General features: G+C 43.3%; 26 protein-coding genes. 21 read left to right on the top strand and 5 right to left on the bottom strand.

Annotated elements, in window-relative coordinates:
- Positions 1-156 precede the first annotated feature (156 nt).
- The 9 genes from NSS82_RS29480 to hmpA all read left to right on the top strand — a co-directional run bounded on the left by NSS82_RS29480 (position 157) and on the right by hmpA (position 8,726).
- Complete coding sequence (locus NSS82_RS29480; protein WP_036682260.1) at positions 157-1,215, top strand: LLM class flavin-dependent oxidoreductase; 1,059 nt, start codon at positions 157-159, stop codon at positions 1,213-1,215.
- A gap of 55 nt (positions 1,216-1,270) precedes the next feature.
- Positions 1,271-1,735, top strand: coding sequence for a RidA family protein (locus NSS82_RS29475; protein WP_076273007.1), 465 nt, complete (start codon positions 1,271-1,273; stop codon positions 1,733-1,735).
- Between the two features lie 177 nt (positions 1,736-1,912).
- Complete coding sequence (locus tag NSS82_RS29470; RefSeq protein WP_036682258.1) at positions 1,913-2,947, top strand: C40 family peptidase; 1,035 nt, start codon at positions 1,913-1,915, stop codon at positions 2,945-2,947.
- A gap of 193 nt (positions 2,948-3,140) precedes the next feature.
- Positions 3,141-4,148: a sigma-70 family RNA polymerase sigma factor gene (locus tag NSS82_RS29465; RefSeq protein WP_076105097.1), complete on the top strand. Its 1,008-nt coding sequence runs from the start codon at positions 3,141-3,143 to the stop codon at positions 4,146-4,148.
- A gap of 112 nt (positions 4,149-4,260) precedes the next feature.
- Positions 4,261-4,956: a response regulator transcription factor gene (locus NSS82_RS29460; RefSeq protein ID WP_036682255.1), complete on the top strand. Its 696-nt coding sequence runs from the start codon at positions 4,261-4,263 to the stop codon at positions 4,954-4,956.
- A 108-nt stretch (positions 4,957-5,064) separates the two neighbouring features.
- Positions 5,065-5,916 (top strand): D-Ala-D-Ala carboxypeptidase VanY, encoded by an 852-nt coding sequence (locus NSS82_RS29455; RefSeq protein WP_038573816.1) that lies wholly within the window; start codon positions 5,065-5,067, stop codon positions 5,914-5,916.
- Positions 5,916-6,437, top strand: a complete 522-nt coding sequence (locus tag NSS82_RS29450) for a VanZ family protein (protein ID WP_076179234.1) — start codon at positions 5,916-5,918, stop codon at positions 6,435-6,437. Before NSS82_RS29455 ends, NSS82_RS29450 begins: the two co-directional genes overlap by 1 nt.
- A gap of 38 nt (positions 6,438-6,475) precedes the next feature.
- Complete coding sequence (locus NSS82_RS29445; RefSeq protein ID WP_036682251.1) at positions 6,476-7,312, top strand: YitT family protein; 837 nt, start codon at positions 6,476-6,478, stop codon at positions 7,310-7,312.
- 208 nt (positions 7,313-7,520) lie between these two features.
- On the top strand, positions 7,521-8,726 hold the full coding sequence (hmpA, locus tag NSS82_RS29440; RefSeq protein ID WP_076272957.1) for an NO-inducible flavohemoprotein: 1,206 nt from the start codon (positions 7,521-7,523) through the stop codon (positions 8,724-8,726).
- Positions 8,727-8,790: 64 nt separating this feature from the next.
- Here hmpA and NSS82_RS29435 read toward each other — a convergent pair whose 3' ends face one another.
- Together NSS82_RS29435 and NSS82_RS29430 are read right to left on the bottom strand one after the other, a co-directional pair.
- Positions 8,791-9,897, bottom strand: a complete 1,107-nt coding sequence (locus NSS82_RS29435) for a PdaC/SigV domain-containing protein (protein WP_076272956.1) — start codon at positions 9,895-9,897, stop codon at positions 8,791-8,793.
- 185 nt (positions 9,898-10,082) lie between these two features.
- Entirely contained in the window at positions 10,083-10,931 is an 849-nt protein-coding gene (locus tag NSS82_RS29430) for a metallophosphoesterase (RefSeq protein WP_076272955.1), read from the bottom strand.
- Between the two features lie 108 nt (positions 10,932-11,039).
- Between NSS82_RS29430 and NSS82_RS29425 the strand changes: the two genes are divergently transcribed.
- The 3 genes from NSS82_RS29425 to NSS82_RS29415 all read left to right on the top strand — a co-directional run bounded on the left by NSS82_RS29425 (position 11,040) and on the right by NSS82_RS29415 (position 13,481).
- Complete coding sequence (locus tag NSS82_RS29425) at positions 11,040-11,861, top strand: methyl-accepting chemotaxis protein (protein ID WP_036682244.1); 822 nt, start codon at positions 11,040-11,042, stop codon at positions 11,859-11,861.
- A gap of 80 nt (positions 11,862-11,941) precedes the next feature.
- A complete protein-coding gene (locus NSS82_RS29420) occupies positions 11,942-12,220 on the top strand; it encodes a hypothetical protein (RefSeq protein ID WP_038573810.1) in 279 nt (92 codons plus the stop codon).
- A 139-nt stretch (positions 12,221-12,359) separates the two neighbouring features.
- The gene (locus NSS82_RS29415) at positions 12,360-13,481 is read left to right on the top strand and encodes a nitric oxide synthase oxygenase (RefSeq protein ID WP_076272954.1); all 1,122 of its coding nucleotides are present in this window, start codon (positions 12,360-12,362) and stop codon (positions 13,479-13,481) included.
- Between the two features lie 123 nt (positions 13,482-13,604).
- On the opposite strand, the gene NSS82_RS29410 is transcribed toward NSS82_RS29415, so the two are convergent.
- Entirely contained in the window at positions 13,605-14,246 is a 642-nt protein-coding gene (locus tag NSS82_RS29410; protein WP_076105092.1) for a TetR/AcrR family transcriptional regulator, read from the bottom strand.
- A gap of 187 nt (positions 14,247-14,433) precedes the next feature.
- Here NSS82_RS29410 and NSS82_RS29405 point away from each other — a divergent pair, with 187 nt between their 5' ends.
- Both NSS82_RS29405 and NSS82_RS29400 read left to right on the top strand, forming a co-directional pair.
- On the top strand, positions 14,434-15,186 hold the full coding sequence (locus tag NSS82_RS29405) for an SDR family NAD(P)-dependent oxidoreductase (protein ID WP_038573803.1): 753 nt from the start codon (positions 14,434-14,436) through the stop codon (positions 15,184-15,186).
- A gap of 163 nt (positions 15,187-15,349) precedes the next feature.
- The gene (locus NSS82_RS29400) at positions 15,350-16,765 is read left to right on the top strand and encodes a hypothetical protein (protein WP_076272953.1); all 1,416 of its coding nucleotides are present in this window, start codon (positions 15,350-15,352) and stop codon (positions 16,763-16,765) included.
- A gap of 67 nt (positions 16,766-16,832) precedes the next feature.
- On the opposite strand, the gene NSS82_RS29395 is transcribed toward NSS82_RS29400, so the two are convergent.
- On the bottom strand, positions 16,833-18,323 hold the full coding sequence (locus NSS82_RS29395) for a peptide MFS transporter (RefSeq protein ID WP_076272952.1): 1,491 nt from the start codon (positions 18,321-18,323) through the stop codon (positions 16,833-16,835).
- 254 nt (positions 18,324-18,577) lie between these two features.
- Between NSS82_RS29395 and NSS82_RS29390 the strand changes: the two genes are divergently transcribed.
- The 4 genes from NSS82_RS29390 (at position 18,578) to NSS82_RS29375 (ending at position 21,892) form a co-directional block, all read left to right on the top strand.
- Positions 18,578-18,934, top strand: a complete 357-nt coding sequence (locus NSS82_RS29390) for a nucleotide excision repair endonuclease (RefSeq protein WP_036682230.1) — start codon at positions 18,578-18,580, stop codon at positions 18,932-18,934.
- 135 nt (positions 18,935-19,069) lie between these two features.
- Positions 19,070-19,735, top strand: a complete 666-nt coding sequence (locus tag NSS82_RS29385) for a glycosyltransferase (protein ID WP_235219468.1) — start codon at positions 19,070-19,072, stop codon at positions 19,733-19,735.
- A 175-nt stretch (positions 19,736-19,910) separates the two neighbouring features.
- Positions 19,911-20,633, top strand: a complete 723-nt coding sequence (locus NSS82_RS29380) for a hypothetical protein (RefSeq protein ID WP_036682228.1) — start codon at positions 19,911-19,913, stop codon at positions 20,631-20,633.
- Positions 20,634-20,638: 5 nt separating this feature from the next.
- Entirely contained in the window at positions 20,639-21,892 is a 1,254-nt protein-coding gene (locus tag NSS82_RS29375) for a polysaccharide deacetylase family protein (RefSeq protein ID WP_076272951.1), read from the top strand.
- Positions 21,893-21,908: 16 nt separating this feature from the next.
- On the opposite strand, the gene NSS82_RS29370 is transcribed toward NSS82_RS29375, so the two are convergent.
- Positions 21,909-22,967, bottom strand: coding sequence for an endonuclease/exonuclease/phosphatase family protein (locus NSS82_RS29370; RefSeq protein WP_076272950.1), 1,059 nt, complete (start codon positions 22,965-22,967; stop codon positions 21,909-21,911).
- A gap of 155 nt (positions 22,968-23,122) precedes the next feature.
- On the opposite strand from NSS82_RS29370, the gene rlmN reads away from it, so the two are divergent.
- The 3 genes from rlmN (at position 23,123) to greA (ending at position 25,149) form a co-directional block, all read left to right on the top strand.
- Positions 23,123-24,193: a 23S rRNA (adenine(2503)-C(2))-methyltransferase RlmN gene (gene rlmN, locus NSS82_RS29365; RefSeq protein WP_036682223.1), complete on the top strand. Its 1,071-nt coding sequence runs from the start codon at positions 23,123-23,125 to the stop codon at positions 24,191-24,193.
- A 79-nt stretch (positions 24,194-24,272) separates the two neighbouring features.
- On the top strand, positions 24,273-24,560 hold the full coding sequence (locus tag NSS82_RS29360) for a DUF6509 family protein (protein WP_036682221.1): 288 nt from the start codon (positions 24,273-24,275) through the stop codon (positions 24,558-24,560).
- A gap of 109 nt (positions 24,561-24,669) precedes the next feature.
- A complete protein-coding gene (gene greA, locus NSS82_RS29355; protein ID WP_036682220.1) occupies positions 24,670-25,149 on the top strand; it encodes a transcription elongation factor GreA in 480 nt (159 codons plus the stop codon).
- The last annotated feature ends 102 nt before the right edge of the window (positions 25,150-25,251 follow it).

Raw genomic sequence — 25,251 nt, 5'->3', positions numbered from 1 at the left:
AAAATCCTCTATTTGTAAGCGTGGTTTTGCAAATTTTAAGGATGAGTTTCTCGACAAACTGGGGTTGGACAGAATGATTAGCTTTTTTAACCTTAACTTGTGTTATAATCAAACAAACAATTTAAAGAGGAAATTATAGTTAAGGGGGATTTGTAAGTGGAAATAGGAATAAGCACGTTCGTAGAAACAACACCGGATGTCCAGACAGGTGAAGTGATAAGTCATGCGCAGCGTTTGCGCGAGGTCGTAGAGGAGATTGTGCTTGCAGATCAGGTGGGTTTAGATATATTTGGCGTGGGCGAACATCATCGTAAAGATTATGCGGCTTCTTCTCCAGCAGTTTTGCTGGCTGCGGCGGCCTCACAGACGACACGGATTCGGCTGACCAGTGCGGTTACAGTACTTTCCTCTGATGACCCCGTACGTGTGTTTCAGGATTTCGCTACCCTTGATGGAATCTCAAATGGACGCGCAGAGATCATGGCAGGCCGGGGTTCTTTTATCGAGTCGTTCCCGCTGTTTGGGTATGATTTGAATCATTATGATGAGCTGTTCGATGAGAAGCTGGACTTGCTGCTCAAAATACGGGAATCCGAAAAAATAACATGGAGCGGTGCGCACCGTCCTGCCATTAATAATCTGGGGATTTATCCGCGTCCCGTGCAGAATCCTTTGCCAGTATGGATTGGCAGCGGGGGAAATACAGAATCTGTAATTCGTGCGGGGTTACTAGGATTACCGCTTGTGTTGGCTATCATTGGTGGCAGTCCGCTACAGTTTGCTCCGCTAGTGAAGCTCTATAAGAAGGCTGCAGCACAAGCGGGACATGATGTGTCGAAGCTGCCCGTTGCTTCACACTCACACGGCTTTATTGCAGAGGACAATCAGCAGGCTGCCGATATGTTCTTTCCTTCTACGCAAGCTAGTATGAATGTAATTGGCCGGGAACGCGGATGGGGTCAATACACTCGTGCAAGCTATGATGCGGCACGTAGATTTGAAGGCGCTTTGTATGTAGGTGACCCGGAGACCGTTGCTGAGAAAATCATTCACCTGCGCAAGCAAGTAGGCATCACACGTTTTATGCTGCATGTGCCGCTTGGCACGATGCCTCATAAGGATGTAATGAGAGCCATTGAGCTATTGGGTACCCAAGTAGCACCAATTGTTCGCGCTGAAATATCGAGATGGGAAGCAGAGGTTGAAGCTAAGTAGTAACTATGATCTTACTAAATTATTGATGCTGTTGATAATGGAGGGGGAGATGGATATGACAGAGCACACTATAGCGAGCAGACTTGAAGCATTAGGAATTGTCCTGCCTGAGGCTAGTGAACCCGCGGCAAAATACGCTAACTACGTAATTGTTAATGGCTTATGTTTTGTATCGGGAAAAGGACCGGCGGGCCATCCCAAAGGAAAGCTGGGACAAGACTACACTACCGAAGAAGGCTACCATTTTGCACGTTTAACGGGTATAGAGATCCTTGCCGTCCTTAAGACAGCTTTAGGTTCTTTGGATAAAGTGAAAAGAGTAGTCAAAGTTCAAGGCTTCGTTAATGCAGATCCCCCCTTTGAAGAACATCATAAAGTGCTTAACGGTTGTTCAGATTTAATGCTGGAGGTGTTCGGAGACAAGGGTCTTCATGCTCGTTCTGTATTGGGTGCTGTTTCTGTAAGGGACAATCTTCCGCTCATTATTGATTCCATTTTTGAGGTAGAGGAACCTGTCTAGCGGGCTCCATGAGGGCATACTTAAAAAGAGGACTGTGGTACCGAAAGGTGATCGCAGTCCTCTTTTTTTAGGTGCTTATGCTGTAGCTAGATGCTCACCCCAATATTTGTAACAAAACTAATTACCCTTTTTTTAGTAACAATAGGTGCACATATCAATCAACGAGGTGATGACATCATGAAGTTTCAAAAGAAAGCTATGTTACTTTTACTACTTACATCTATGCTCTATACTGCTCCGGCCTATGCGGGGACAACGCCTCAGACTCCGGTTACAGCCGTCTATCTGGATGATCAACAGCTACAATTAGAGGCTCAGCCCTTGCTCGTAAACGATACAGTACTAGTCCCTATGCGCAAGTTATTTGAAGCTCAAGGGGCAAAGATTACTTGGAATAATGATACCAAGACCGTTAAGGCAACCAAGGGAGACCTGGTGCTGACCTATCATATTGGCGATCAAGCAGCGAATAAAAATGGCCATTCCTTAAGTGTAGCCGTTCCCGGCCAGATTGCCGGCGGTTATACGATGATGCCACTGCGTTTTGTCAGCGAAGCTTTGGGCAGCACTGTGAAGTGGGATACTGCTACTCGTGCTGTTCGTATCTACTCGGCAGTGGATTACGATACGACAATTCTATATGGAGTTAATCTGCGAAGTTTGCCAGATTCGTCAGCCCAATCAACGGTTCAGCAAATGTTGTCGGCAGGAGATAAGGTACATGTGGTTAGAGAAGTAGATGCTTTATGGTTAGAAGTGCGAACGCAGGATAACAAGAGTGGATATATCTCTGCTAAACCCAAATATAGCAATTATACGAGTGCTGCTCTTGTAGAGCGGCAGGGAAACGAGCTGCTTGCTTACGGAGAAAAATATCTGGGAACGCCTTATGAATTTGGCGCTGCTACTGACCAGACGTCAACCTTTGACTGTTCTTCTTTTGTAGGACATGTATTTAAGGATATGTTGGCAATTGACCTGCCACGTGTCTCTTACAATCAGGCCAAAGAGGGCAAAGAGGTTGGAATTAACGAGCTGCGCAAGGGGGATCTGTTATTCTTCAGTGCACGTGGACTTGATATTGGACATGTGGCGATTTACGCGGGAAATAATCAGATCCTACATACGTACTCCAAGGAGCTTGGCGTTCATTATGAAGCCTTAAGTGACAAGTGGAAGAAACGTTTGGTGACGGCTCGCAGATTGTTTTAGCTAGGTAATAATTAGGATATAATTATCACGGTGAATAAGCATCCGAATACATTTGGGGGATGAAGCAGATTGGCTAAGACCATAGTAGAAAAGTTGAAATCCCCTCTCCATTAAAATTTATTTGCAGGCATAAAGACGGTTTTTGAGTCTCTTTTCCGTCTATGTTATGAGCTTGATGTTAAGGAGGAAAATAGTGACTTGTACGGACGCAGAACTGGTAGATAAGGTGTGTAAAGGTGACATGGATGCATTCAGTGTACTTATCGGCAAATATTCCAATGCAGTATACGGGGTTGCTTATGGTAAATTGGGTGATTTTCATACCGCACAAGACATTGCCCAAGAGGTTTTTGTTAAAACCTATCGCAAATTACCCAACTTGAAGGAGCCTGAGAAACTCGCCAGTTGGTTATATGCGGTTACTGCACGGGAATGCATGGATTGGTTTAGGTCAAATAAAAAGAAAACTGCTTACGAATTCATGCAAAAAATGGAGGTTCCGCAGCTAGAATCTACCGAAGATCAGCTGCTCAGAAAAGAACTCCAGCAAGATGTGTGGAAAGCCTTAAACACCCTATCAGAAGCTAATCGTATAGTCACAATTCTCTACTATATCGACAATTACAAGGTTAGGGAAATCGCCGATTTCCTTGATTTATCCAGCGAAGCTGTTGAGAGTAGACTCCGTAGATCAAGAGCGATCTTAAAAAGGGAGATGTTGAGTACAGTGAATAATAATCTTAGTGAAAACAAATTACAGGACGAATTTAAGAAGAGAGTCTTTCAGGATGAAAGAATGACTGAAACGAATTTTCGCCGTGTGGCTATGGGCCAGAGTGAATTTGATGATATTGATATGCATAAGACAAACTTCTCCAATGTAAATATGGAGGGGACCGGATTCGATAATATTAATATGAGCAGTACCACCTTTAATGACATCAATATGCATTCTGTTAAGTTTAATGAAGTGGGGCTGTGGGAAATAGAGGTTAGTAACAGTGAACTAGGAGAGGCTTATTTCCACGATATTCATTTGTACGGCAAAGGCAATAAGTTTGAGCGATGCCAGCTGAACGGGACATCCTTTGTAGATTGTGATCTTTCGAATGTGGATATAAGAGACTGCAATCTTTCAGGCGTCACAGTAAATGGTATTTCATTAGAGCTATTGTTAGACAGCTATAATAAAAGTAAATAAACTATATAAATCATAGATTTAATTGGAAACCACTTCTTTCTAGGAGTGGTTTTTGAGTTTAGGGTATAATGGATGAAGAGTGTACAGCACAACCTATAGGAGTGAAAAATAGATGAAGCGCATCACCATTTTAATTGCGGATGATGAGGCGGAAATTGCCGACTTGGTGGCCTTGCATTTGCAAAAAGAGGGGTATCATATCCTCAAAGTGTCCGATGGAAGGGCAGCGGTACAAGCCATTGAGTCGCAAACGATAGATTTGGCGATTCTGGATATTATGATGCCGGGGCTGGATGGTTACGAGGTAACCCGCCATATTCGGGAGCATCATCATCTGCCGATTATTTTTCTGAGTGCTAAAACTTCCGATCTTGATAAAATCACCGGACTGGTTATGGGCGCAGATGATTATATGACCAAACCGTTTAATCCAATGGAGCTGGTCGCCCGGGTTAATTCCCAGTTGCGGCGTTCCATACAATTCAGTCAGCCCGCAGCCATAACTAAATCGGTGCTAGAGGTTCGGGGATTGATGATTTCACCGGATGAGCATACGGTTACTCTTTATGGTGAGGTCATAGAGTTAACTCCAAAAGAGTTTGATATTTTGCATTTATTGGTTAGCCATCCCAAGCAGGTGTTTAGTGCGGAGAGCATTTTTCAACAGGTGTGGGGCGATGCTTATTATGAGAGTGGGAACACGGTCATGGTGCATATCCGTACCTTGCGCAAAAAGCTGGGCGAAGACATCAATAAGAATAAATTCATTAAGACGATCTGGGGCGTTGGATATACTTTTAATGGGTAAAGCCAGTGAAGTTTATATATTTTAAGAAAAACTTTATATTTGTCCCGCCTTTTCTTTAAAGTGTCTTCGTTATTCTATTCCTATCAAGGAAATGGGAGGACATTGCTGATGAAGAAGTGGGGCTTTTTGGCGTTGGTTGTGTTGTTGCTTGGGTATGCAGCGGCTCGTTATTTACCGAATACGGGTAATTTAGGATACGATGATAAGATTCGCAAAGAATCTATTACAAATAACAATAGTTTAGAGGTGGTAACACAAGATCAGGTGTATCAAGGGGATTTGTTGTTGGTGAATAGACAATACCCGGTACATGAGGATAGTGTGAAGCCTGATATCGTGACCTTATATGAGCAGGCGGATCTGGTGCAGGGTTATGGACTGCTGGATACCTCGATTCGTTTGTCTGAAAGTGTAGCGCATAAATTCAATAAGATGGTCAAAGCTGCCGAAAAAGAGGGTGTGAATCATTTTTTAATTAGCAGCGGGTACAGGGACTTTGAAGAGCAAGAGAAATTATATCAGGAAAAAGGCTCGGACTATGCTTTACCGGCGCAATATAGTGAACATAATTTAGGATTATCTCTGGATATCGGGTCGTCCCAAGCAGAAATGAGTAAAGCGCCTGAAGGAAAATGGCTGCAAAAAAATGCTTGGAAATACGGCTTTATTCTCCGCTATCCGAAAGACAAAACCGAGATTACGGGGATAAAATATGAACCCTGGCATTTCCGTTATGTAGGGTTGCCGCACAGCGCCATTATTCATGAGAAAGGGCTTGTGTTAGAGCAATATTTGGATTTCTTGAAGGAGAACAAAGAGATTTCGACAACAGTAGACGGTAAAGCTTATACAGTAAGTTATTTTCCGGTATCCAAATACACTACGATCAAAATTCCACAGGAAGGGCAATATATGACTTCAGGCGATAACATGGATGGCATAATTGTTACTACATATTAATGACTAAAGAGCCGAAAAAAAAGTCTGCTATAAACCTTTTGCTGGCAGCGATATTTATCGTCTATATGTATTTTTTAATCCGAATTATTTTATTTAAAGGTGCACCGGTTAACTTATTATCGCTTTTGGATCAAGCGGGACGTATGTTTGAACATCCAGACAGGATTTTTAATCGGCGTGGCAACTATATCCCTTTTAAGGAGATCTCACGGGGGATGGACAATCTGTCACTTTCAGATCCTTTTTCATCTATTAATTTAGTAGGGAATCTGTTGGCTTTTATTCCATTTGGGATCTTGGTGCCTATGCTGTTATCGCAAAAAGTAAGGCTGTTTCAAAGAGTCTTCTTTCTCTCACTGGCGCTGAGCTTCTGTTTTGAATTCACGCAATTAGTATTGTATATCGGTACCTTTGATGTGGATGATCTTATTTTGAACACTAGCGGTGGGGTGGTTGGTTACTTTATCTATAGACTGTTGACTTCTTTCGGATGGATTGCATCTATATCAAAGCGGTGTTAGTATTTGTGGATATAGATCTAGGGTAGAAGGGGCATCGTATGAAAAAGCGTATTTCGGATATTGTTTCCATCATTGTAGGAGCTTTGTTATTCTCCTTGGCTGTTAACTTGTTTGTGATTCCGAACGAGTTCGGTGAAGGCGGGGTCACGGGACTGACTATGATTACTTACTATTTGTATCAGTGGTCACCCGGTATTGTTAGTTTGATTCTTAACGCTTTATTATTAATTGTGGGGTACAAATTTCTAGACAAAACTACGACGGTATACACGATTATTGCGGTGTTTTTCAATTCATTATTCCTGATTCTTACGAAAAATTGGAATATTGGCAGTGATGAGTTGATAATTAATGCAATATTCGGGGGTATCTTCTCAGGTGTGGGGATCGGGCTGATTATACGAGTGGGTGGAACGACTGCAGGGTCAACCATCATCGCCAGAATCCTACATAAATATTTGGACTGGAACGTTAGTTACGCACTGCTGCTCGTCGATTTAATTGTGGTGTTCGCTTCGTATTTCATCATTGGAGTACAAAGTCTGATGTTTACGATCGTGATGCTCTATGTAGCCACTAAGATAATGGACTTCATTATTGAGGGAGTGAACCCTAAGAAGGCTGTTACGATTGTATCCCAAGAGCAGGACAAAATTGCTGAACAGGTTAATGGAATTATGGATAGAGGCGTCACAGTAATATATGGCCGTGGGTATTATACCAAGACACCTAAAGAGCTGCTGTATATTGTGATTAGCAAGCAGGAAGTGACTATGCTTAAGAAAATCGTCAAATCCATTGATAAAGAGGCGTTTATTACCATCCACGATGTAAGAGATGTATTCGGAGAAGGGTTTGTGGAGCTGTCAAAATAATAAGATAAAAAGCTATCCCGGAAGCTATAATGGCTGCTTGGATAGTTTTTTTGATTTTGGGTACGTTATTGTGATGGATATCATTGCAATTATTGGTTCGTTCACATTTTTTCAATTTCCCGTGTGATTGAACGCACACTATGGCATGCGAAGCTTCTATATGCTTTTTATAGAGGAATTAATTTATTGCAGGAAAGAGGGTATTTAGATGTTAGATCAACAAACAATTGAAATCATAAAATCAACGGTGCCTGTCTTGCAGGTTCATGGGAAGACCATCACAACTACTTTCTATCGCATGTTATTTGAAAATCATCCGGAGTTACTAAATATATTTAATCACGCCAACCAACGGGAAGGTAAACAGCAGACTGCACTTGCTAACGCCGTACTCGCGGCGGCAATGAATATTGATCAGCTAGGAAATATCTTGCCTGTGGTAAAACAGATTGCGGAGAAACATCGGGCATTGGGAGTATTACCTGAACATTATCCCATCGTAGGTGAGACTTTGTTAGCTGCCATTGGGCAAGTACTTGGCGATGCGGCGACGCCAGAAATTATTGATGCTTGGGCAAAGGCGTATGGCGTGATCGCAGATGCCTTTATTGGTGTCGAAGCAGAGAAGTATCGTGAGGCTGCCGAAATTCCCGGGGGTTGGAGTGGATTTAGAAACTTTGTGGTTACTAAGAAGGTTAAAGAAAGTGAACTTATTACTTCCTTCTACCTTTCTCCTGAGGACGGAGGGGCTATAGCTTCTTACTTGCCGGGTCAATACATCACGGTTCGTGTTCAGCCTGAGGACGAGGAATACACCCATGTTCGCCACTATAGTTTGTCCAGTGCGCCGGGACAGTCGTATTACCGCATCACAGTTAAACGGGAAGGTGAGGGGCCCGATAAACCGGCTGGTGTCGTATCTACTTTCCTTCATGATGTTGTTCAAGTGGGGGCTATATTGGAAGTGAGCTCGCCAGCGGGTGATTTCGTACTAAATAAAGATAGTGATCGTCCAGTGGTTCTTATTAGCGGTGGGGTTGGACTAACCCCTATGGTAAGTATGCTGGAGACGTTAATTGCTACGCAGCCAGAACGAGAGGTAACGTACATTCATGCAGCCATCAATGGAAGCTTGCATGCTATGAAAGAAATGGTGGCGGATTTGGAGCAGTCCCATCCTACCCTACGATCCTATGTATGTTATGAAACTCCAGGTGAAGGAGATACGTTCCATAAAACAGGTTATATTGATCTAGCTTGGCTGCAAGAAGTAACAGACGTAAACTCTGAATTCTATTTCTGCGGACCGACTCCTTTTATGAAGGCAATATATAAGGCTCTTAAGGAATGGAAGGTGGCTGAAGACAGAATTCATTATGAATTCTTCGGCCCGGCGGGAAGTTTGGAAGCATAAGCTGTAAAACCAAAAGAGCGTCACAGTCCTAATGACTGTGACGCTCTTTTTTTACAAAAGAAGTTTATTTGAAGGCACCGAATGGGTTAGTTCCCTTTGGTAATATTGAACTGAAATTAAAGGTGTACGTAGGAATTCCAGCCGCATAAGGGGCAATTTCATACTGTTGGTAGAAGATTGCAAGGCCACTCTCGGAAACGTAGAAGTTTGGTTTTTCTGTTAGTCCGCCAGGTGTATCTGGAAAAGCTAGCTCCTTGGTGCTTTCCTTCAACATTTTATCTAGCTTTTGTTTGTAGTTTGGCTCTGCCTTCAGCAGATCCTTCAGTTCTATTTGCTTGCCGTCCTTCAACGAGAAGGTAAATCCTGTGCGGAGGGCTCCACCATGAGCTCCACCAGTATAGCCGTATTGGTCAGTCACGATGCTCAGAACCCCTTCGCGGTTAAAGGAGACAACAAAAGTTTGAGAGAAATCATATTTATTCTCTATAGTGCCATCTCTATGACTAGCCTGTTCTTCGCTCTCTGCGACGAATTGTTCAGCTTGCTTTTTGAAGATTGCATTAATCTTAGTTTGTACTTCATCTGTTAAGCCGCTGATTTTTGGATATTGCACTTTGATACTAGCATTTTTATTACTCTTATCTAAGGTTTCAGAGGTAATTTTGATGTCATTCATTACTTTTTTACTTAGATCAAGTGATTTCAATGAAGGATTATAAACGCCTTGCACTCCTAAATAGTCAGACAAGAGTTTGAATGGAACATAAATCCGGTCGTTGATGACCTTCACATCATGACTGCCGGTCATGCTATAAATGTAATAGCCATTCAGGGTTGTACTAACACCGTAATCCGAGACCTCCATGTCCAGCTTCATGGAATCGCTGCCCACACTATAAGTTTTAGTGCTTGCATTATAGTTAATGGAAAGGCCAAAAGCATCCCGTAGTACAGTTAAAGGGATCATGGTATTGCCGTTTACTATTTTCGCTTGCTGCGATAAGGTCTGGCCTTTATATTTAAGCACTACAGAGGGTTGCTGTGCGGCTTGTTTTACCGTATTTCCTCCGGTAGTTGCGGCTTGAACTGAAGTTCCTCCTACTAGTCCCGACCCTCCAAGCAATACTCCAGCAGCCAAGATGGCTGAGGTCCATTTCATACTTTTATTCATAACTTAATCTCTCCTTCCCAAGGATGGGCTTATGTAGTTGCAATATGATATTTTTTCCTCTATCACTCCTACAATTATACCTAGGTCCTAAATAGATTTGATTACAAAGGCGGTTACAGTGTTGTTGCATAGATATGCAAAAGGTATATACTTTTTAACCATTTTGTACGATTAAGACACTAGCATTAAGAATGTAAAGTAATTACGGTGAGCTCGGGGCGACAATTAAAACGAACAGGCATACGAGTTACTCCTATCCCGCGAGTGGTATAGACCTGAAGTTGGCTGTTGGGCAGTTGATATAATCCGCTTGAATATTTACTTCCGTGAGGCGGGGTATATAAAGCTCCTACAAATGGGAGTCGCACTTGTCCTCCGTGGCTATGGCCAGACAATTGCAGATCTATAGGCAGCTTACAAAAGTCATCGGCGAAATCAGGTTCATGGGCAAGGAGAATTGTGCAAGCCTCTTCCGGGATATGAAGCAGTGCTTGGGCGATGTCTGCTTTTCCAACCCAAGGATCATCTATTCCGGCTATATAAAGCTTGTTCGTACCTTGGGTTAAGACGATATGTTCATTATGGAGCACATGGAAGCCTGATTGTGTTAGCCCTTTCGTTACTACCTTTCTGGTCCCAAAAGCATCATGATTTCCTAATACTGCATATTGTCCAAAGGGGGCCCGCAATTGAGAGCACAAGGCTACGGCTTCTGAAATATAATCGGCTGAATGATCTAATAAATCGCCGGTGAAACAGATCAGATCTGGATTTACCTGTTGAATTTGCTGCGCTAACTCCGTTAAAGCTTGCGGCTTGGAATATACCCCCTGATGTAAATCACTAAAATGAACGATACGAAATCTATCGAAGGCTGGAGGAAGTCTAGGAAGTGTAATATCTACATATTTGATTTCCAGCCAGTAGGGTTCGATCCAATGTGAATAGATGCCGGATGCACCAGCTGTCCCAAGAAGCCCTAGAGTCAATTGAGCGCTTTTCTTTAGAAATTGTCGTCTGCTAATAGTATTCATAAACAAATCATACGTGGGGATTGTTACTCTACTATGACAATATTCATTTAATAACCCATTGTGACGATAAAACTACATATACATTTTTTTTATATGGGAGATGAAGAGATGAGTATTATCGATGCCTTAGTCCTCGCAGCACCTTATTTCAAAAAGATTCACTCGCAGGATATTATGATTGGAATCACGGACAGGGAGATCTTCCATTATTACGCACCAAGTAAAGTTATTGATCTCGGATTGGTTAAGGGTAACCCTATCCCGCCTGAAGATCTGTCGCTTTCAAATGGACTGAAAGGTATAGCAAGCTCTAACCGAATCCCAGCAGAAATTTATGGAGCTCCTGTAATCTCAACATGTGTACCTATCTACGGAACGGATGATGATGTAATCGGGGTTTTTGCCATTGCCTATACACTAGAGAACGAGAATAAGCTTGAAGGATTCACAGATGAGATTAATGAGATAAGCAGTCATCTAATGGAGATGGTGCAGAGCGTAGCTGCCCAATCTCAGGAATTATCAGCTACTTCGCAGCAAATATTAGATAATACGCGTAGAGCCGTAACGGAATCACAAGAAGTGAATAAGGTTGCCGGCTTCATTCGTGAGATTTCTGAGCAGACGAACCTGCTTGGGCTGAATGCGGCAATTGAAGCCGCTCGTGTAGGAGAGCAAGGGGCTGGTTTTGGGGTGGTTGCTACGGAAGTACGCAAACTGTCCGTTAACACTAAAGAAGCAACCCATAATATTGAAAAATCACTGAGTGATGTTCAAAAGTCCATTAAGCAAATGGAGCAAGAAATTGAAGCGATCTCTGCTTCTTCACACTCACAAGCAGAATTGGTCACTGAATTCAGCGGTGTCATTGAGCGCCTGAATAAAGCGAGTAATGAAATGACGTCCTTTATGCAATCCATTATCCAGTAGATAGTGAATGCATAAGATTACTTCACCCAAACCATGCTAGAAGAGAACAGGCGCATTTCAGAAGGGAGCGTATTTCATTTATGAAACAACCCGATTCCAGTCTGCAAGCGAATGACAATGTAACTCAAGCCAAAAATTCTTTGGGCAAGCTTCATTTCTCTGTCTCTCAGGCACTTAGTCATCCAACAGAACAGACTTTGGCACAGGCTGAGAACCGCCTGGCACATACTGAGCAGGCGATTCAGCAAGCTCAGGACTGGCTAGGTCCTCAAGGTGTGGAGTTGGCTGAAGAACTGTTGACCGAGGATAAGAGCAGACTTGCCTCATTGAATAAGCAAGGGAAACGTTCAGAGCGCTAAATGTTCCTGCCGCAACCTGTGAAGCTCCAAGCTTCACGGGTTGTTCTTATGCGCTGTTCCCTGAAAGATGTGGCATAGGAAGAGGGATGTTATACTGGATTGAGAGTTTAAGCAAGGGTGTAGATGGGGGATTAGGGATATGAATGGCAAGCACATCGAAGAATTAACCCGGCAGGCGGAAGCTTTCATTCGACAATGTTACGCTGAACTAGACAAGTCTGAAGCCGAGACGGATCATCGCATCCTAGCCGTACATGAGGAAATTAACCAATCAGGCAGTTACACACATACAACGGAAGAATTAGCGCATGGTGCAAGAATGGCCTGGCGCCACAATAGCCGCTGCATTGGGCGTCTTTTTTGGCAATCCATTGAGCTGGTCGATGAACGCCAAGCAGAGACTGAGGAACAAGTTGCTGAAGCGTTGCTGCGACATCTGGAAAAGGCGAACAACGGAGGACGTATTCGTTCACTCATCACGGTCTTCCGCAGCGGAGAAGATCCGAATCAGCGGATTCGGATCTGGAACCACCAATTGATTCGTTATGCCGGGTATCCTGGCGATGAAGAACACGGACGCGCTGGCGATCCGGCATCGGATGAATTCACAAAAATATGCCAGCAACTAGGTTGGCAAGGAACAGGTGGCGATTATGATGTGTTGCCGTTAGTGATCAGTATTGGCAACGGGCATCCTTACGTTTTCCCTATTCCTGATCACCTCATTCAGGAGGTACCGTTAACACATCCTGAAATTGAACGTTTTGCTGAGCTTCAGCTCCGTTGGTATTCTGTACCCATTATCACGGACATGCAGTTGGAAATTGGCGGTATTCTGTACACGGCTGCTCCTTTTAACGGTTGGTACATGGAGACTGAAATCGGCTCGCGTAACTTGGGGGATACCGGACGATACAACACTTTGCCAGCTATAGCTGATGTGATGGGACTGGATCGCTCCAGCAATACAACGCTTTGGAAGGATCGGGCGCTTCTTGAGCTGAATCGCGCAGTGCTGCATTCCTTCAAGCAAGCAGGTGTCAGCATCGTGGATCACCATACAGCAGCAGATCAATTTGTTCGATTCCAGCAACAGGAGAACGAGCAGGGGCGTAAAGTCTCAGGACGCTGGTCCTGGCTGATTCCGCCTATGTCACCTTCGTCTACACCGATTTGGCATGATCGTACGTTAAAAGAATATGATTTCAGCCCTCGTTTTCTTTATCAACAATCACCCGTCGCAACCTGCCCATTTCACTAGCTGACGAAGGCAGTATACAGGTCGCAACTTGAGTCTGGATAGAGGCATTTTCCTCGGAAATGTCTCTTTTTGTTTGACTATAGAAAAAGCGCCAAGTTCCCCTCCTAAGGAAACTGGCGCTTTTTAGGCTTTTAAATGATCCAGAAAAATTTGTTTAAGCAGCTCAAGCTGATCGTCGGAGTCTAGATCCGATTCCAGCAGGAGAATGTTTTTTTTCATCGTTAGTTTTCTGGAAAAGAGGGCAAAGCTATTCATGAGCGTAATTAAGGTCTCTTTTACGGGGAGACCCGCACGAATAGAACCGTCTTCTACCCCATTTTGAATGATCCTGGAGTATTCATGCCAAATTTTGCGGTTGAGTGCATTGAAACTTAGAACATCCTCAACAGGCTCACTTGAGTGTGAGGCGTAGCTTTCGAAATTGACCATAAAAATAATACTTAGATGATTCTGATCCTGAATAAAGAAATCAAATAATTTCTCGATTTGTTCAAGACAAGTAAGGGGCAAGTCCGCTACGTATTTAAAATGATCGAGCATAGGCTCCAGCATTCGGGTGGCTACAGCCACTACGAGTTTTTCTTTTCTGGGAAAATAGCGAAATAACGTCGCAATCCCGATATTGGCTTCGCTTGCGACATCTTGCATCGTCGACTTTTCGATTCCTTTTTGTGATAATACTCGTTCTGCGGATTCGAGGATCGTAATTAATCGTTGCTGCTTACCATCGGATCTTTCTTTTTCGTATCGTGTTTTAGGATTCATGAGGGCTAGACCCTTCCATTTTTTGATTGGGATTTTCAATTATTAGTATTATATCCACCGTTTATTGGATTAAGCAAGGAGTGGTTGTAGTTCTTTTACAAAAATGATATGATGTATATCACAGTGATAGTGTGACTATCATCACTCAAATATTATATCACAATACGATTATAGAGGAGACCTAATTATGAATCGTCTAACTAATAAAGTAGCAATTATTACAGGTGCAGGCAGTGGCATGGGCCGTGAAGAAGCCCTTTTATTGTCCAAAGAGGGCGCTACAGTTGTGGCAACTGATATTAACGAGGCTGCCGTACAAGCAGTTGTGAAGGAAATTGAAGCAAATGGTGGACAAGCAGCAGCTTATGCACATAATGTGGCTTCCGAAGAAGACTGGATCAAGGTTGTAGAAGATGTGATTAGCAAGTTCGGGAAAATCGACATTTTGGTAAACAATGCAGGGATCTCATTCCCGGTTCAATTGCTCGAATCCACTGTTGATCAATGGAACAAAGTAATGAACATCAACGTGAGCAGCGTATTCCTTGGCATGAAGCATGTTGTTCCTCAAATGAAGAATAATAAAGGTGGTTCTATCGTTAATATTTCATCCATCGCAGGTTTGACTGGCAGCAGCGGTGCTGGTGCTTATACAGCTTCTAAAGGTGCAGTTCGTATGCTAAGTAAAGCAGCAGCTGTAGACTTTGGTAAAGATAACATTCGTGTGAACTCTGTTCACCCAGGATTTATCGAAACCCCAATGAGTGCTGAATTTGTAAATAACGAAAAAATGCATAGCTTCTTTATGTCTCAGACTGCGCTGCCACGTGTTGGTCGTGCTTCTGAAGTAGCTGAAGCTGTATTGTTCTTGGCTTCTGATGAAGCTTCTTACATTACAGGTGTTGAGCTGCCGGTTGATGGCGGAGTCGTAGCTAAATAATAATCTTTAATTAAGAAACACTAAGAAGCCGTCCCATACGTAGATTTTCTCTACGCGCGGGACGGCTTCTTTTGCTGTTTTAGGTCTATTTCTACCGAACATTAGCCTACACCCCTGCATACCATATAGCACTCGGATAGTAGGAGAAGGGTGTGGTGCAGAGATGGGCATCCAGTTAACAGCGCTCCATTATGTATATCTGGCATTTATCATATTTATAATGGCACTTCTGATCAAGAGACGGGACACAACGATGATCTGTATTGCGGGCATCTTTGTACTTGGGTGGTTAGCCACGGAAACCGTCAGTGGTTCAGTCACGGGTGTATTCAACTCTTTTGTATATGCAACCAAGGAGCTAATGGGTACGATCATGATTATTTCGATCATAGTAGCCATGAGCCGGGTATTAACACGCACGGGGATTAACGAGATCATGGTTGCTCCACTTACCCGCTTTTTGCGCACACCGTTCATAGCCTTTTGGGGGATCGGTCTGATTATGATGGTCACCTCATGGTTCTTCTGGCCTTCACCCGCAGTGGCCTTGATCGGGGTTGTGCTGCTGCCGGTTGCCATTCGAGTGGGACTGCCTGCTCTTGGAGCGGCGATGGCAATGAATTTATTTGGCCACGGGATTGCACTCTCAGGTGATTATATTATTCAAGGTGCGCCTAAATTAACAGCAGATGCGGCAGGACTTCCAGTGACCAGTGTCATGGAGGCGAGTGTTCCGCTTGTAATTGTTATGGGCGTGGTGACTACGATAACGGCGTATTGGATGATGCGCAGAGATCAGAAGAAGGGAACTTGGCGAGACGGGCTTATTGCCGGGAAAAGTGCCGGGAGTGCGTTATCTGCAGAGAATGATACGGCAGAGGATCCAGCGGTGATTCATCCAGCATTGAAAAAATGGCTGGCCATCGCCATTCCCATCCTGTTTTTAGCCGATGTAGCAGGCATGTTCCTGCTCGATTTGCAGGGTGGAGATGCAACTGCCTTAGTTGGTGGAACTGCGGTATTCATTTTGGTTGTAGTCACCTTGTTGGCACATCGTAATAAAGGATTGGAGCAAGTAACTTCTTATCTGATTGATGGACTTACGTTTGGCTTCAAAGTATTTGGTCCTGTGATACCGATTGCCGCTTTTTTCTATCTGGGGGATTCGGCGTTTGCTGAATTATTCGGCAAAGTGCTGCCCGCCGCATCTCAGGGGATTGTAAATGATCTAGGGGTCGCTCTAGCTCATAACGTTCCTCTGAACGGCGCAGTGGGTGCTGTGACCGCAACTATAACCGGAGCCATTACAGGCCTAGATGGTTCAGGGTTCTCGGGCATTTCACTTGCCGGGTCCATTGGGAAATTGTTTGCGGTGGCCACACATTCCGATGCGGCGACTTTAACTGCGCTGGGTCAGGTAGCTGCCATTTGGGTGGGTGGAGGCACGCTGATTCCGTGGGCATTGATTCCGGCCGCCGCTATTTGCGGAGTAAGCCCCTTTGAGCTGGTGAGACGGAATGTTAAGCCTGTATTGATTGGGCTGGTAGTCACGACGATTGTCGCCATGTTTCTGGTGTAGAGGTTGGATAACTATAGGAAACCAAAAAAAGGCTGCCGAGAGAATCTCGGGCAGCCTTTGGGTGTGTTTAATGTATCCCTTTCATGAAATTCTGAATTTTGGAAGCGAATAGGAAGAGGATAAGCGCAAGGATAAGGGCCACTCCGCCAATTACTCCAAAATACATCATTTCGGTATCCGGGGTATAGAACTTCACAATCTGAGCATTAATTGCTTGGGCAGCGGCATTCGATAAGAACCACATACTCATCATTTGAGCGGTAAAAGCCGCTGGTGCCAGTTTGGTCGTTGCTGATAAGCCCACAGGGGACAAGCATAACTCCCCGATTACGATGATAAAATAGCTGAGTACCAGCCATAATGGATTCACAAGTGAATTAGCTCCACCGAAATAAGCAGGTACTAGAATCACCAGGAAGGATAAACCGGCAAACAATAAACCAAGCGAGAACTTTTGCGGAATCGAGGGTTGACGGTTACCGAGCTTTAACCACAACCAGGCAAATATAGGTGCAAGAGTGATAATAAACAGCGGGTTAAGCGATTGGAACCAAGCAGGAGAAATGTGTAAGCCTACAAAATCCAATTGGGTCCGTTTATCAGCGAAACTAGCTAGAACTGTGGAAGTCTGCTCTTGAATCGCCCAGAACATAATCGATGCGATAAATAAAGGAATGTATGCGAGAATTCTTGACCGTTCAACGGCTGTTGTTTTGGGACTGCGGTACATCATAATGAAATACATCGTAGGAATAAGTAAGCCTAATACCCCTACTATTTTTATTAATGTTTCAAAGGTAAGCACTCCGGTAAGAATGCCGATCGTAATCAAAATCGCAAGTACAACTAATCCTACACCAATCCAAGTAAAGATTTTTTTCTTCTGATCTGCAGGAATAGGGTTGTGTACAATCGTACCGGCCAGACCCAGATTTTTTGTGCGAGTCATAATATAAACGACTAGTCCAATAAACATTCCGACTGCGGCAATCGAGAAACCTAGATGGAAATTATTCATGCCTACTGCGCCAACAATTAGTGGGGAGAGAAATCCTCCCAAGTTGATGCCCATATAAAAAATGCTGAAGGCAGCGTCACGGCGGTTATCCTGCTCGCTATAAATTTCGCCGACAATACTTGAAACATTGGGTTTCAGTAGACCCGTTCCGAGTACGATTAAAACCATCGAAGCAAAAAATAATGTGGTATTGCCTGGAATAGCCAGTAGTATATGCCCGAACATGATTAAAACGCCGCCGTAGAAAACAGCCCTCGAAGTTCCGAGAAGCCGATCTGCAAGCCAGCCTCCGATGATCCCTGACATATATACAAGCGATCCATAGATAGACATAATAGAAAGTGCCATATCTTCAGGTAATCCGAGGCCGCCTTGGCTTACTTCATAATACATGTAGTAGACAAGGATAGCTCGCATGCCATAATAAGAGAAACGCTCCCAAAATTCTGTGAAGAAAAGGGTGAAAAGTCCCTTAGGATGTCCGAAGAAACCCTTTTGCGGGACGCTATCTACTATTTTTTGCCGGTCTGTTACTGCCATGAATCAAATCCTCCTAGATGACAAATATCTATATATCATGATGCAAACGCCTCTATTTTATTTATAATCCTCTCCTGTCTAAGACCGCAACCCTTGGGCAGGAAGGCTTTGAATAATGCCATATTTTTAGTAATATTTCCATTAGATCAATCGAACTTGCTTTTATTGTATTTATTTGACTGCGCCAGATTGAATGGTCTTACTTAGCGATTTATGATACTATTTACTCCTATATAGAAAGAGGACGTGAGCTAATGATCAACATAACGATTCCCAAAGCGGATGTTAGTATTACTAAACAAATTAACCCGCAGTTAAGCAATATTTACGGATTTACTGATTTTCACCTGATTCCGAGAGATTACGGCGGTATCTTTATGTTCTACAATGATCAAGATGAGTTGTTGTTTGTAGGTAAAGCGAGAAAGTTAAGACCAAGAATTAAAAAACATTTTGAAGACACCGTATCTGACATCAAGCAACATCGGGACGAGGTCACCAGAATTGATGTATGTTTAATCGAAAGTCCAGTTCATAGAGAGATCTACGAAACCTATATCATTAATGAACTGAAATCTAAATACAATGTAGACAAAGTGATGTTTAGATAATAGTTAGACTCAGGCGCCGTCCACGTGATGGTGCTTTTTTTGTGTTCTGAGATCAGCTGTGAATGAAATGGAAGTAAAGGTGCACAATATACAAGATATTCAAATCCATTACTGTTCACAAGGAGATAGGTCATATTGAAAAATAAGAATTTGATGTTGAAGCTAACCTTATTGTGTATGTTTCTGGTTGTAAGTGTTACACCTACAATTGCTGATGCTGCAGCAGCTAAAGAGAAAAAGAGCTCCCACAAGCAATGCTTAACCCCTTCCGTAATTGAGCTTAAGGATAATCTTAGGAAGTTATGGATCGATCATGTGGTATGGACAAAAAACTACATTGTTAGCGCCTTTGCAGATTCCGAGGATAAGGAGAAGGTACTGGCAAGGCTGTTACAGAATCAGCAGGACATAGGGGATGCCTTTAAACCGTATTACGGTGAGGCAGTTGGAGATAAGGTAGCTCAATTATTGCGGGAGCATATTCTTATTGCCGGAAAAGTCCTAGATGCTGCGAAGGCTGGAAATCAGGCCGATGTGGAAAAATACAATAAAGAGTGGTATACCAACGCCGATGACATTGCCAAGTTCCTTAGTAGTCAGAATCCCAAATATTCTTATGAACAATTAAAGGAAATGCTTCATGAACATCTGGAATTGATTACTGATGACGTGACGGCTAGAGTTAAAAAGGATTGGGATGCCGAAATTGTCGCATTTGATAAAGGGCTGGAGCATATGATCATGTTCGCAGATATCTTAACCGAGGGATTGATCAAACAATTTCCCGATAAATTCAATTGAAATCAAAGCACCCGAAGGGGTGCTTTTTTTATTTTGCAGAAGAAAATAGGTCTTTAGGTGCATTTCAGAAAGTTAGATATAAAGGCTCACTTACATACAAGATAAGTAAACTATAATAGACTCGTGGGCACTCGACATTTTTTGACATTTTTTTATAATTGAGGTGATAAAATCGATGATTTCCCCCTTTTTTAAAAAGAAAGATTCAGTGGATAAGCAATCCAAGTCGGATATGGTTCAAAAGGTACAGTTATTAGATGATCAGGTCGAAGAAATAGAAGAAAAGACCTCGGACGAGACTTTAGCTGGATTGGTTACGACAGGCAAAGCTCAGCTTGATAAAAAATCACTCGATTTGATCTTCTCCGTGGAGCAGATTATTCAGGCCAGACAACATGCGGAGACCAATATTAATGAGCTTCAGGATCGGTTGACCCATTCCAGCAGTCATGTGGAGCGATTAAACCGGGATATGAAAAACCTTAATAAGGTCATTGAGGAAAGAGAAAAGAATGTCCGCGAGCTTGAGCATAAGTTGATTGAGAGAAATTTGAAGGTCGATCAAGTGCTGGAGGATTACCGCGAGCTTCAAACTGCGCTCACAGCTGAGATCGAGGAATTAAAGAGTACCATTGAGCTGGAGCAGCAAAAATATGTAAATCTGATTCAAAAACATAACGAAGCCCATGCAGAGAAACTTAAAAAGATGAATGATCTGGAAGAGAAAATCGGACGGGTTGAGATTGAGAATGCACATTTAAAACAGAAGTACGATACGATTCGCCAAGAAAAGGCGTATCTCTCGGGTATGATCAGCGATTTTACCAATCGGATGACGGTTCCTTTTGGGAGTGGCAGTAGTCTGACGGATCGAAACGATGGAAACGGAGATACATAGGATTCATGGCACCTAAGGAACCGGACACCATTCTAATGATTGAGTTACTGTCGCTTGAGCATGAACAGGCCGGTTATCAGATTGAGGTAGGTCTAACCCGTAATGTTGGGTACGCAAGAAGCAAGCTCACCATAGATGAATTTACATACGAACAATTGAAGGCGCTAGGTCCCTTTTCCGGAGGGAGAATGAGATTGTCGCTGTATCCGAAGTGGGATCCGTTTCGGAATAGTTACTACAGCACGCTGATTATAATGAACAGAGCTTACAGCGAAACATTGTATTTTGCCTGTTCTGAAAATTATGTAAACCAACTTCTTCAATTAAAGCAGCAGGACTATCCTCAAGTAGAAGAGGAGAGGGTAGTTCAGACCATGCTTCCCTCTACAGAACCAGGGCATAGGATAAGCAGAAAGAAGACCAAACGAATTGGACTGGTTGCACTGCTGTGTCTCATGTTCGCTTGTTTGATATTTGTGTTACCTCTGCGAATGGATGGACAACTCGTAGATAGTGCTGAAGCGCTGGAGGAACCCGTATTAGGGGCCGACTCTGAGCCATTACTTTCGGTACCGTTCGTTACCCTTGCGCAGACGATATCGGTTCATAACCAGCAAGCCGAGCCTACACCAGAACCTTCAGTCCCTCCTCAAGAACAGACATTACCGTACGAAAAGTATGAATTACCTGAGAATGAATTTTTGTATAGCTTGCCAAAGGGTTATGTTGCCTTGTCATTTGATGATGGACCGTCAAAGTATACGAAAGAGATTGTAGATATTCTAGTAGAACATAAGGTGGCTGCCACCTTTTTATTCATTGGGAATAAGGTAGCTCATAATGCGGAAGCCGTTAGGTATGCTAATGAGCATAAGATGTCGGTTGGGAGTCATTCGTGGGATCATAGCAAAATGACTGCTAATGGCGTTGAGGAGAACCGGATTAACTTGGCGAAGACTAATCAGGCGCTGGAGGAAATTACACAATCACCGATTACTATTTTTCGGCCGCCATATGGGGCGATCAATGACAAGTTAACCGCCAAGGTGACGGAACAGCAGATGAAGGTATTATTGTGGAATCGTGATCCCGAGGATTGGAACGTCAAGAACCCAGAGGATATTCTTCAATATGTTCATCATGCCGATCCGTCCGGCGGAGTCTATCTATTTCACGAAAAGAAGATTACTGTAGAAGCTTTGCCTGCTATCATTAAGTATTTTCAAGAGAAAAACCTGAAATTTGTTGTGTTTAAATAGAATCAGAGAATCCATGTTATTGCAGAATAAAAGTGGCTGTTACAGGGTTGTGATCACTGTGTTCGAAGGATAACTCATGACCCTGTACGCCGCTTATGCTGACGTTTGGTGAGACTAGAAAGCCATCAATCACTGCGCGGAAATTCACACCTTCTGAATAGGCAACATCGAGCGTCCGGACGGAGGGTACCTTGGCATCTACGGCCCACTGAAAGCCCTGTTGAAAATGTTCTGGGAATTCTTGCAGCCATTGCGGCCAATCCTGCGTTGTCTCGAAAGCATCAGGAGCTGTACCCGGAAGGGAATGGTTCCAATCTCCCCCTAAGATGAGGTAATTCCCTTTGTCATTCTCCTTCTTGATATAAGCCGATAAATACTCCAACTGCTGTTTACGAATCGTTCCGCCTTGGTCAAAAGCTGATAAATGAAGATTGATCAGAATCAGTTCTTTTCCGTTATCAACGGGCAATCTGCTCTCCACAAAAGCACGATCGAGATCAAACTGTTGGCGAGGCCAGGTTTCTTTGCCCGGGAGATCATATCTAATATTACTTGTGCTGTTAAAACGGGATAAAGTTAATAAACCGCTGTTCACCGAGCCCATCGGATCAAGAACTGGAAGTGGTACCCAAGGTACCTTGTAGTTGGTCGCGAAAACATTGCTGTAATCAGCGAACTTATTCGACAAGAAAGAGACTTCATCTATACCGTTGCTACGGGAAGAATCGACGTCGACCTCCTGCAACATGAACAGGTCCGAGTCTGTAGTTGTCATAAGGGACGCTACGGCCTCAAGGTTTGTCTTCGTTTGTTCCCTACTGCTTGAGCGTGACTTTGTTCCGCCATCCATAAAGAAATCTTGGCCTTTATCCAACCCGGCGTAGCCAATATTAAAGGTGGTTACCGAGAAGGACTCTCCCTGCTTCAGTACTTGCTGCGGATTATTGTTTACAGTAAGGGTAGTAATCTCCTGTGGTTTGTAGTCAGTGAGGGTAATATACACTAAAAAACCGCCAAGGATTAGAACGGCAGCTAGAAGGGTGAGACTGATTGCTTTTATTCTTGTTGAACCCATATGATTCCATCGCTCCTTAGATACATGTTCATAGAACAGACTTTAATGGTGTAAACTTCGACACAACCCAATAACTCCCCTTGTTTTAATAAAAAAAATTTGAGACAATGAGTAGTGATGGTCTGAACTTTAACGTTTTGAAAAGAGGATAACGAATGAATATAGAATCCATTTATGGATTAACTTTTGATCAACTGGCGGCATGGCTGTTAGAACGTGGACATAAAAAGTTTCGGGCTACGCAGGTCTGGGATTGGCTTTATCGGAAGCGGATTACAGACTTTTCGGAAATGCTCGATGTAAATAAAGATTGTGTAGAATTATTAGAGCAGAATTTTGTCATTCATACCTTGGAAGAACATGTGAAGCAGGAATCTGCGGATGGAACGATTAAGTTCCTGTTCCGCCTAAAGGATGGCAACCTGATCGAGACAGTGCTTATGAGACAGAAATACGGCTTGTCTGTATGTGTAACCACGCAAGTGGGCTGCAATATCGGCTGCAGCTTCTGTGCAAGTGGGCTGTTGGCGAAGAGCCGTGATCTCTCCAGCGGAGAGATTGTGGAGCAGATTATGAAGGTCCAGCAGCATCTGGATGCGGCGAACCTGGATCAAAAGGTCAGTCACGTCGTAGTGATGGGCATTGGCGAGCCATTCGATAACTTCAAGAACCTGCTCGATTTCCTGGCGATTGTCAAAGATCACAAGGGACTAGCAATTGCGGGTAGAGGGATTACCGTATCAACGAGCGGATTGGCTAACAAAATCGTTGAATTTGCGGATGCGAATACGCAGGTGAACCTGGCGGTTTCTTTGCATGCCCCTAATAATGAACTGCGGACGCAGATCATGAAGATTAACAAGGCCATTCCAATAGAGAAGCTAATGGAGTCTATAGATTATTATTTGGAGAAAACCAAGCGGAGAATTACGCTGGAATACATTCTGATGAAGGATGTAAACGACGGCAGAGAGCATGCGCTTGAACTGGCCGAGCTGATTGGCGATCGACGCCCGCTCGTCAATGTGAATTTGATTCCTTATAACCCGGTGGATGAACACAGCCAATATCAAAGAAGCGAGCGGGAGACGGTGCGGGCCTTTTTTGATACCTTGAAGAAGCAGGGTGTCAGCGTAAGCACTCGTCTGGAGCATGGTGTGGATATTGATGCTGCCTGCGGACAGCTGCGAAGCAAACAAATCAAGAAATCCAAAGCCATGGCTTGATGGACTACCTCGACAACAATATGTTACTTTTTGTGATACAATGACGTGGCAGGTATTAGGAAAAGAGGTTGATTGAGTTATGTTGACATTTACGGGCTACAATGTGGAGAATGTAAAAGATCCTTTCGGTATACTAACCGGTAAACGGTATGAATTTGTCGTTCAACTGGACGTTCCAGAGGATGATGAGCTGTATGTAGAGAACGGAGTATCCGCTAGAGCGATTATTAAGGTGGATGAAGATCAAGTCAGCATCGTAAGTTATGATCTACAGGAGACAACTTCAGGTCAACTGCTCGATTTCGATATGGAAGAGGACGAGGAAGAAGCGTTACTCCTTTTTTGTAAAGAGCATTTGCCAGAATAATTAAGCAGCATTGACCTCCTTGCCCAATGTTCAATTGTGGCAGGGATTTTTTTAAAATATAAGCATTTATATGTTCAAGCTGTAAATTATCTAAATAGGAGTTGTATACATGTCTAATGAAGAAGTGTTCTTGACCAAAGAAGGGTTGGCTCAATTAGAGGAAGAGCTGAAGGAATTGAAAGGCGCAGGGCGTAAGGAATTGGCGGCACGGCTTAAATTGGCGATCAGCTATGGAGACTTGAAGGAAAATAGTGAGTACCATTCGGCCAAGGACGATCAATCGTTCATGGAGACTCGTATTATGATTCTGGAGAAAATGTTGACCAAAGCCAAGATCGTGGATGAGAGCCAAATGGATCTGTCAAAGGTTAGTATGGGTTGTATTGTTATTCTGAATGACATCGAATATTCGGAGAAGATCGAATATAGAATTGTTGGAGCTGCTGAGGCAGATGTTCTTAATAACAAGATTTCCTATGAAAGCCCGCTAGGCAAGGAATTGCTGGGTAAAAAGGTCGGCGATATTGTTAGTGTAAATGCACCGATGGGCATCATTAAATATGAGTTGCTTGAGATCAAAATGATGTAACAATATACCGAAAAGCTCTCAACCCTTTGTAAGGGCTGGGAGCTTTTTTTGTTGGCATGATAGGTTTTGGCTATGAGGTATATTGATTTCATATCTTAGACG

The organism is Paenibacillus sp. FSL H7-0735 (assembly GCF_038008505.1).
GTDB lineage: Bacteria > Bacillota > Bacilli > Paenibacillales > Paenibacillaceae > Paenibacillus_AQ > Paenibacillus_AQ odorifer.
Note: the sequence above shows the minus strand (reverse complement) of the source record. Positions and strands in the feature narration are given on the sequence as shown.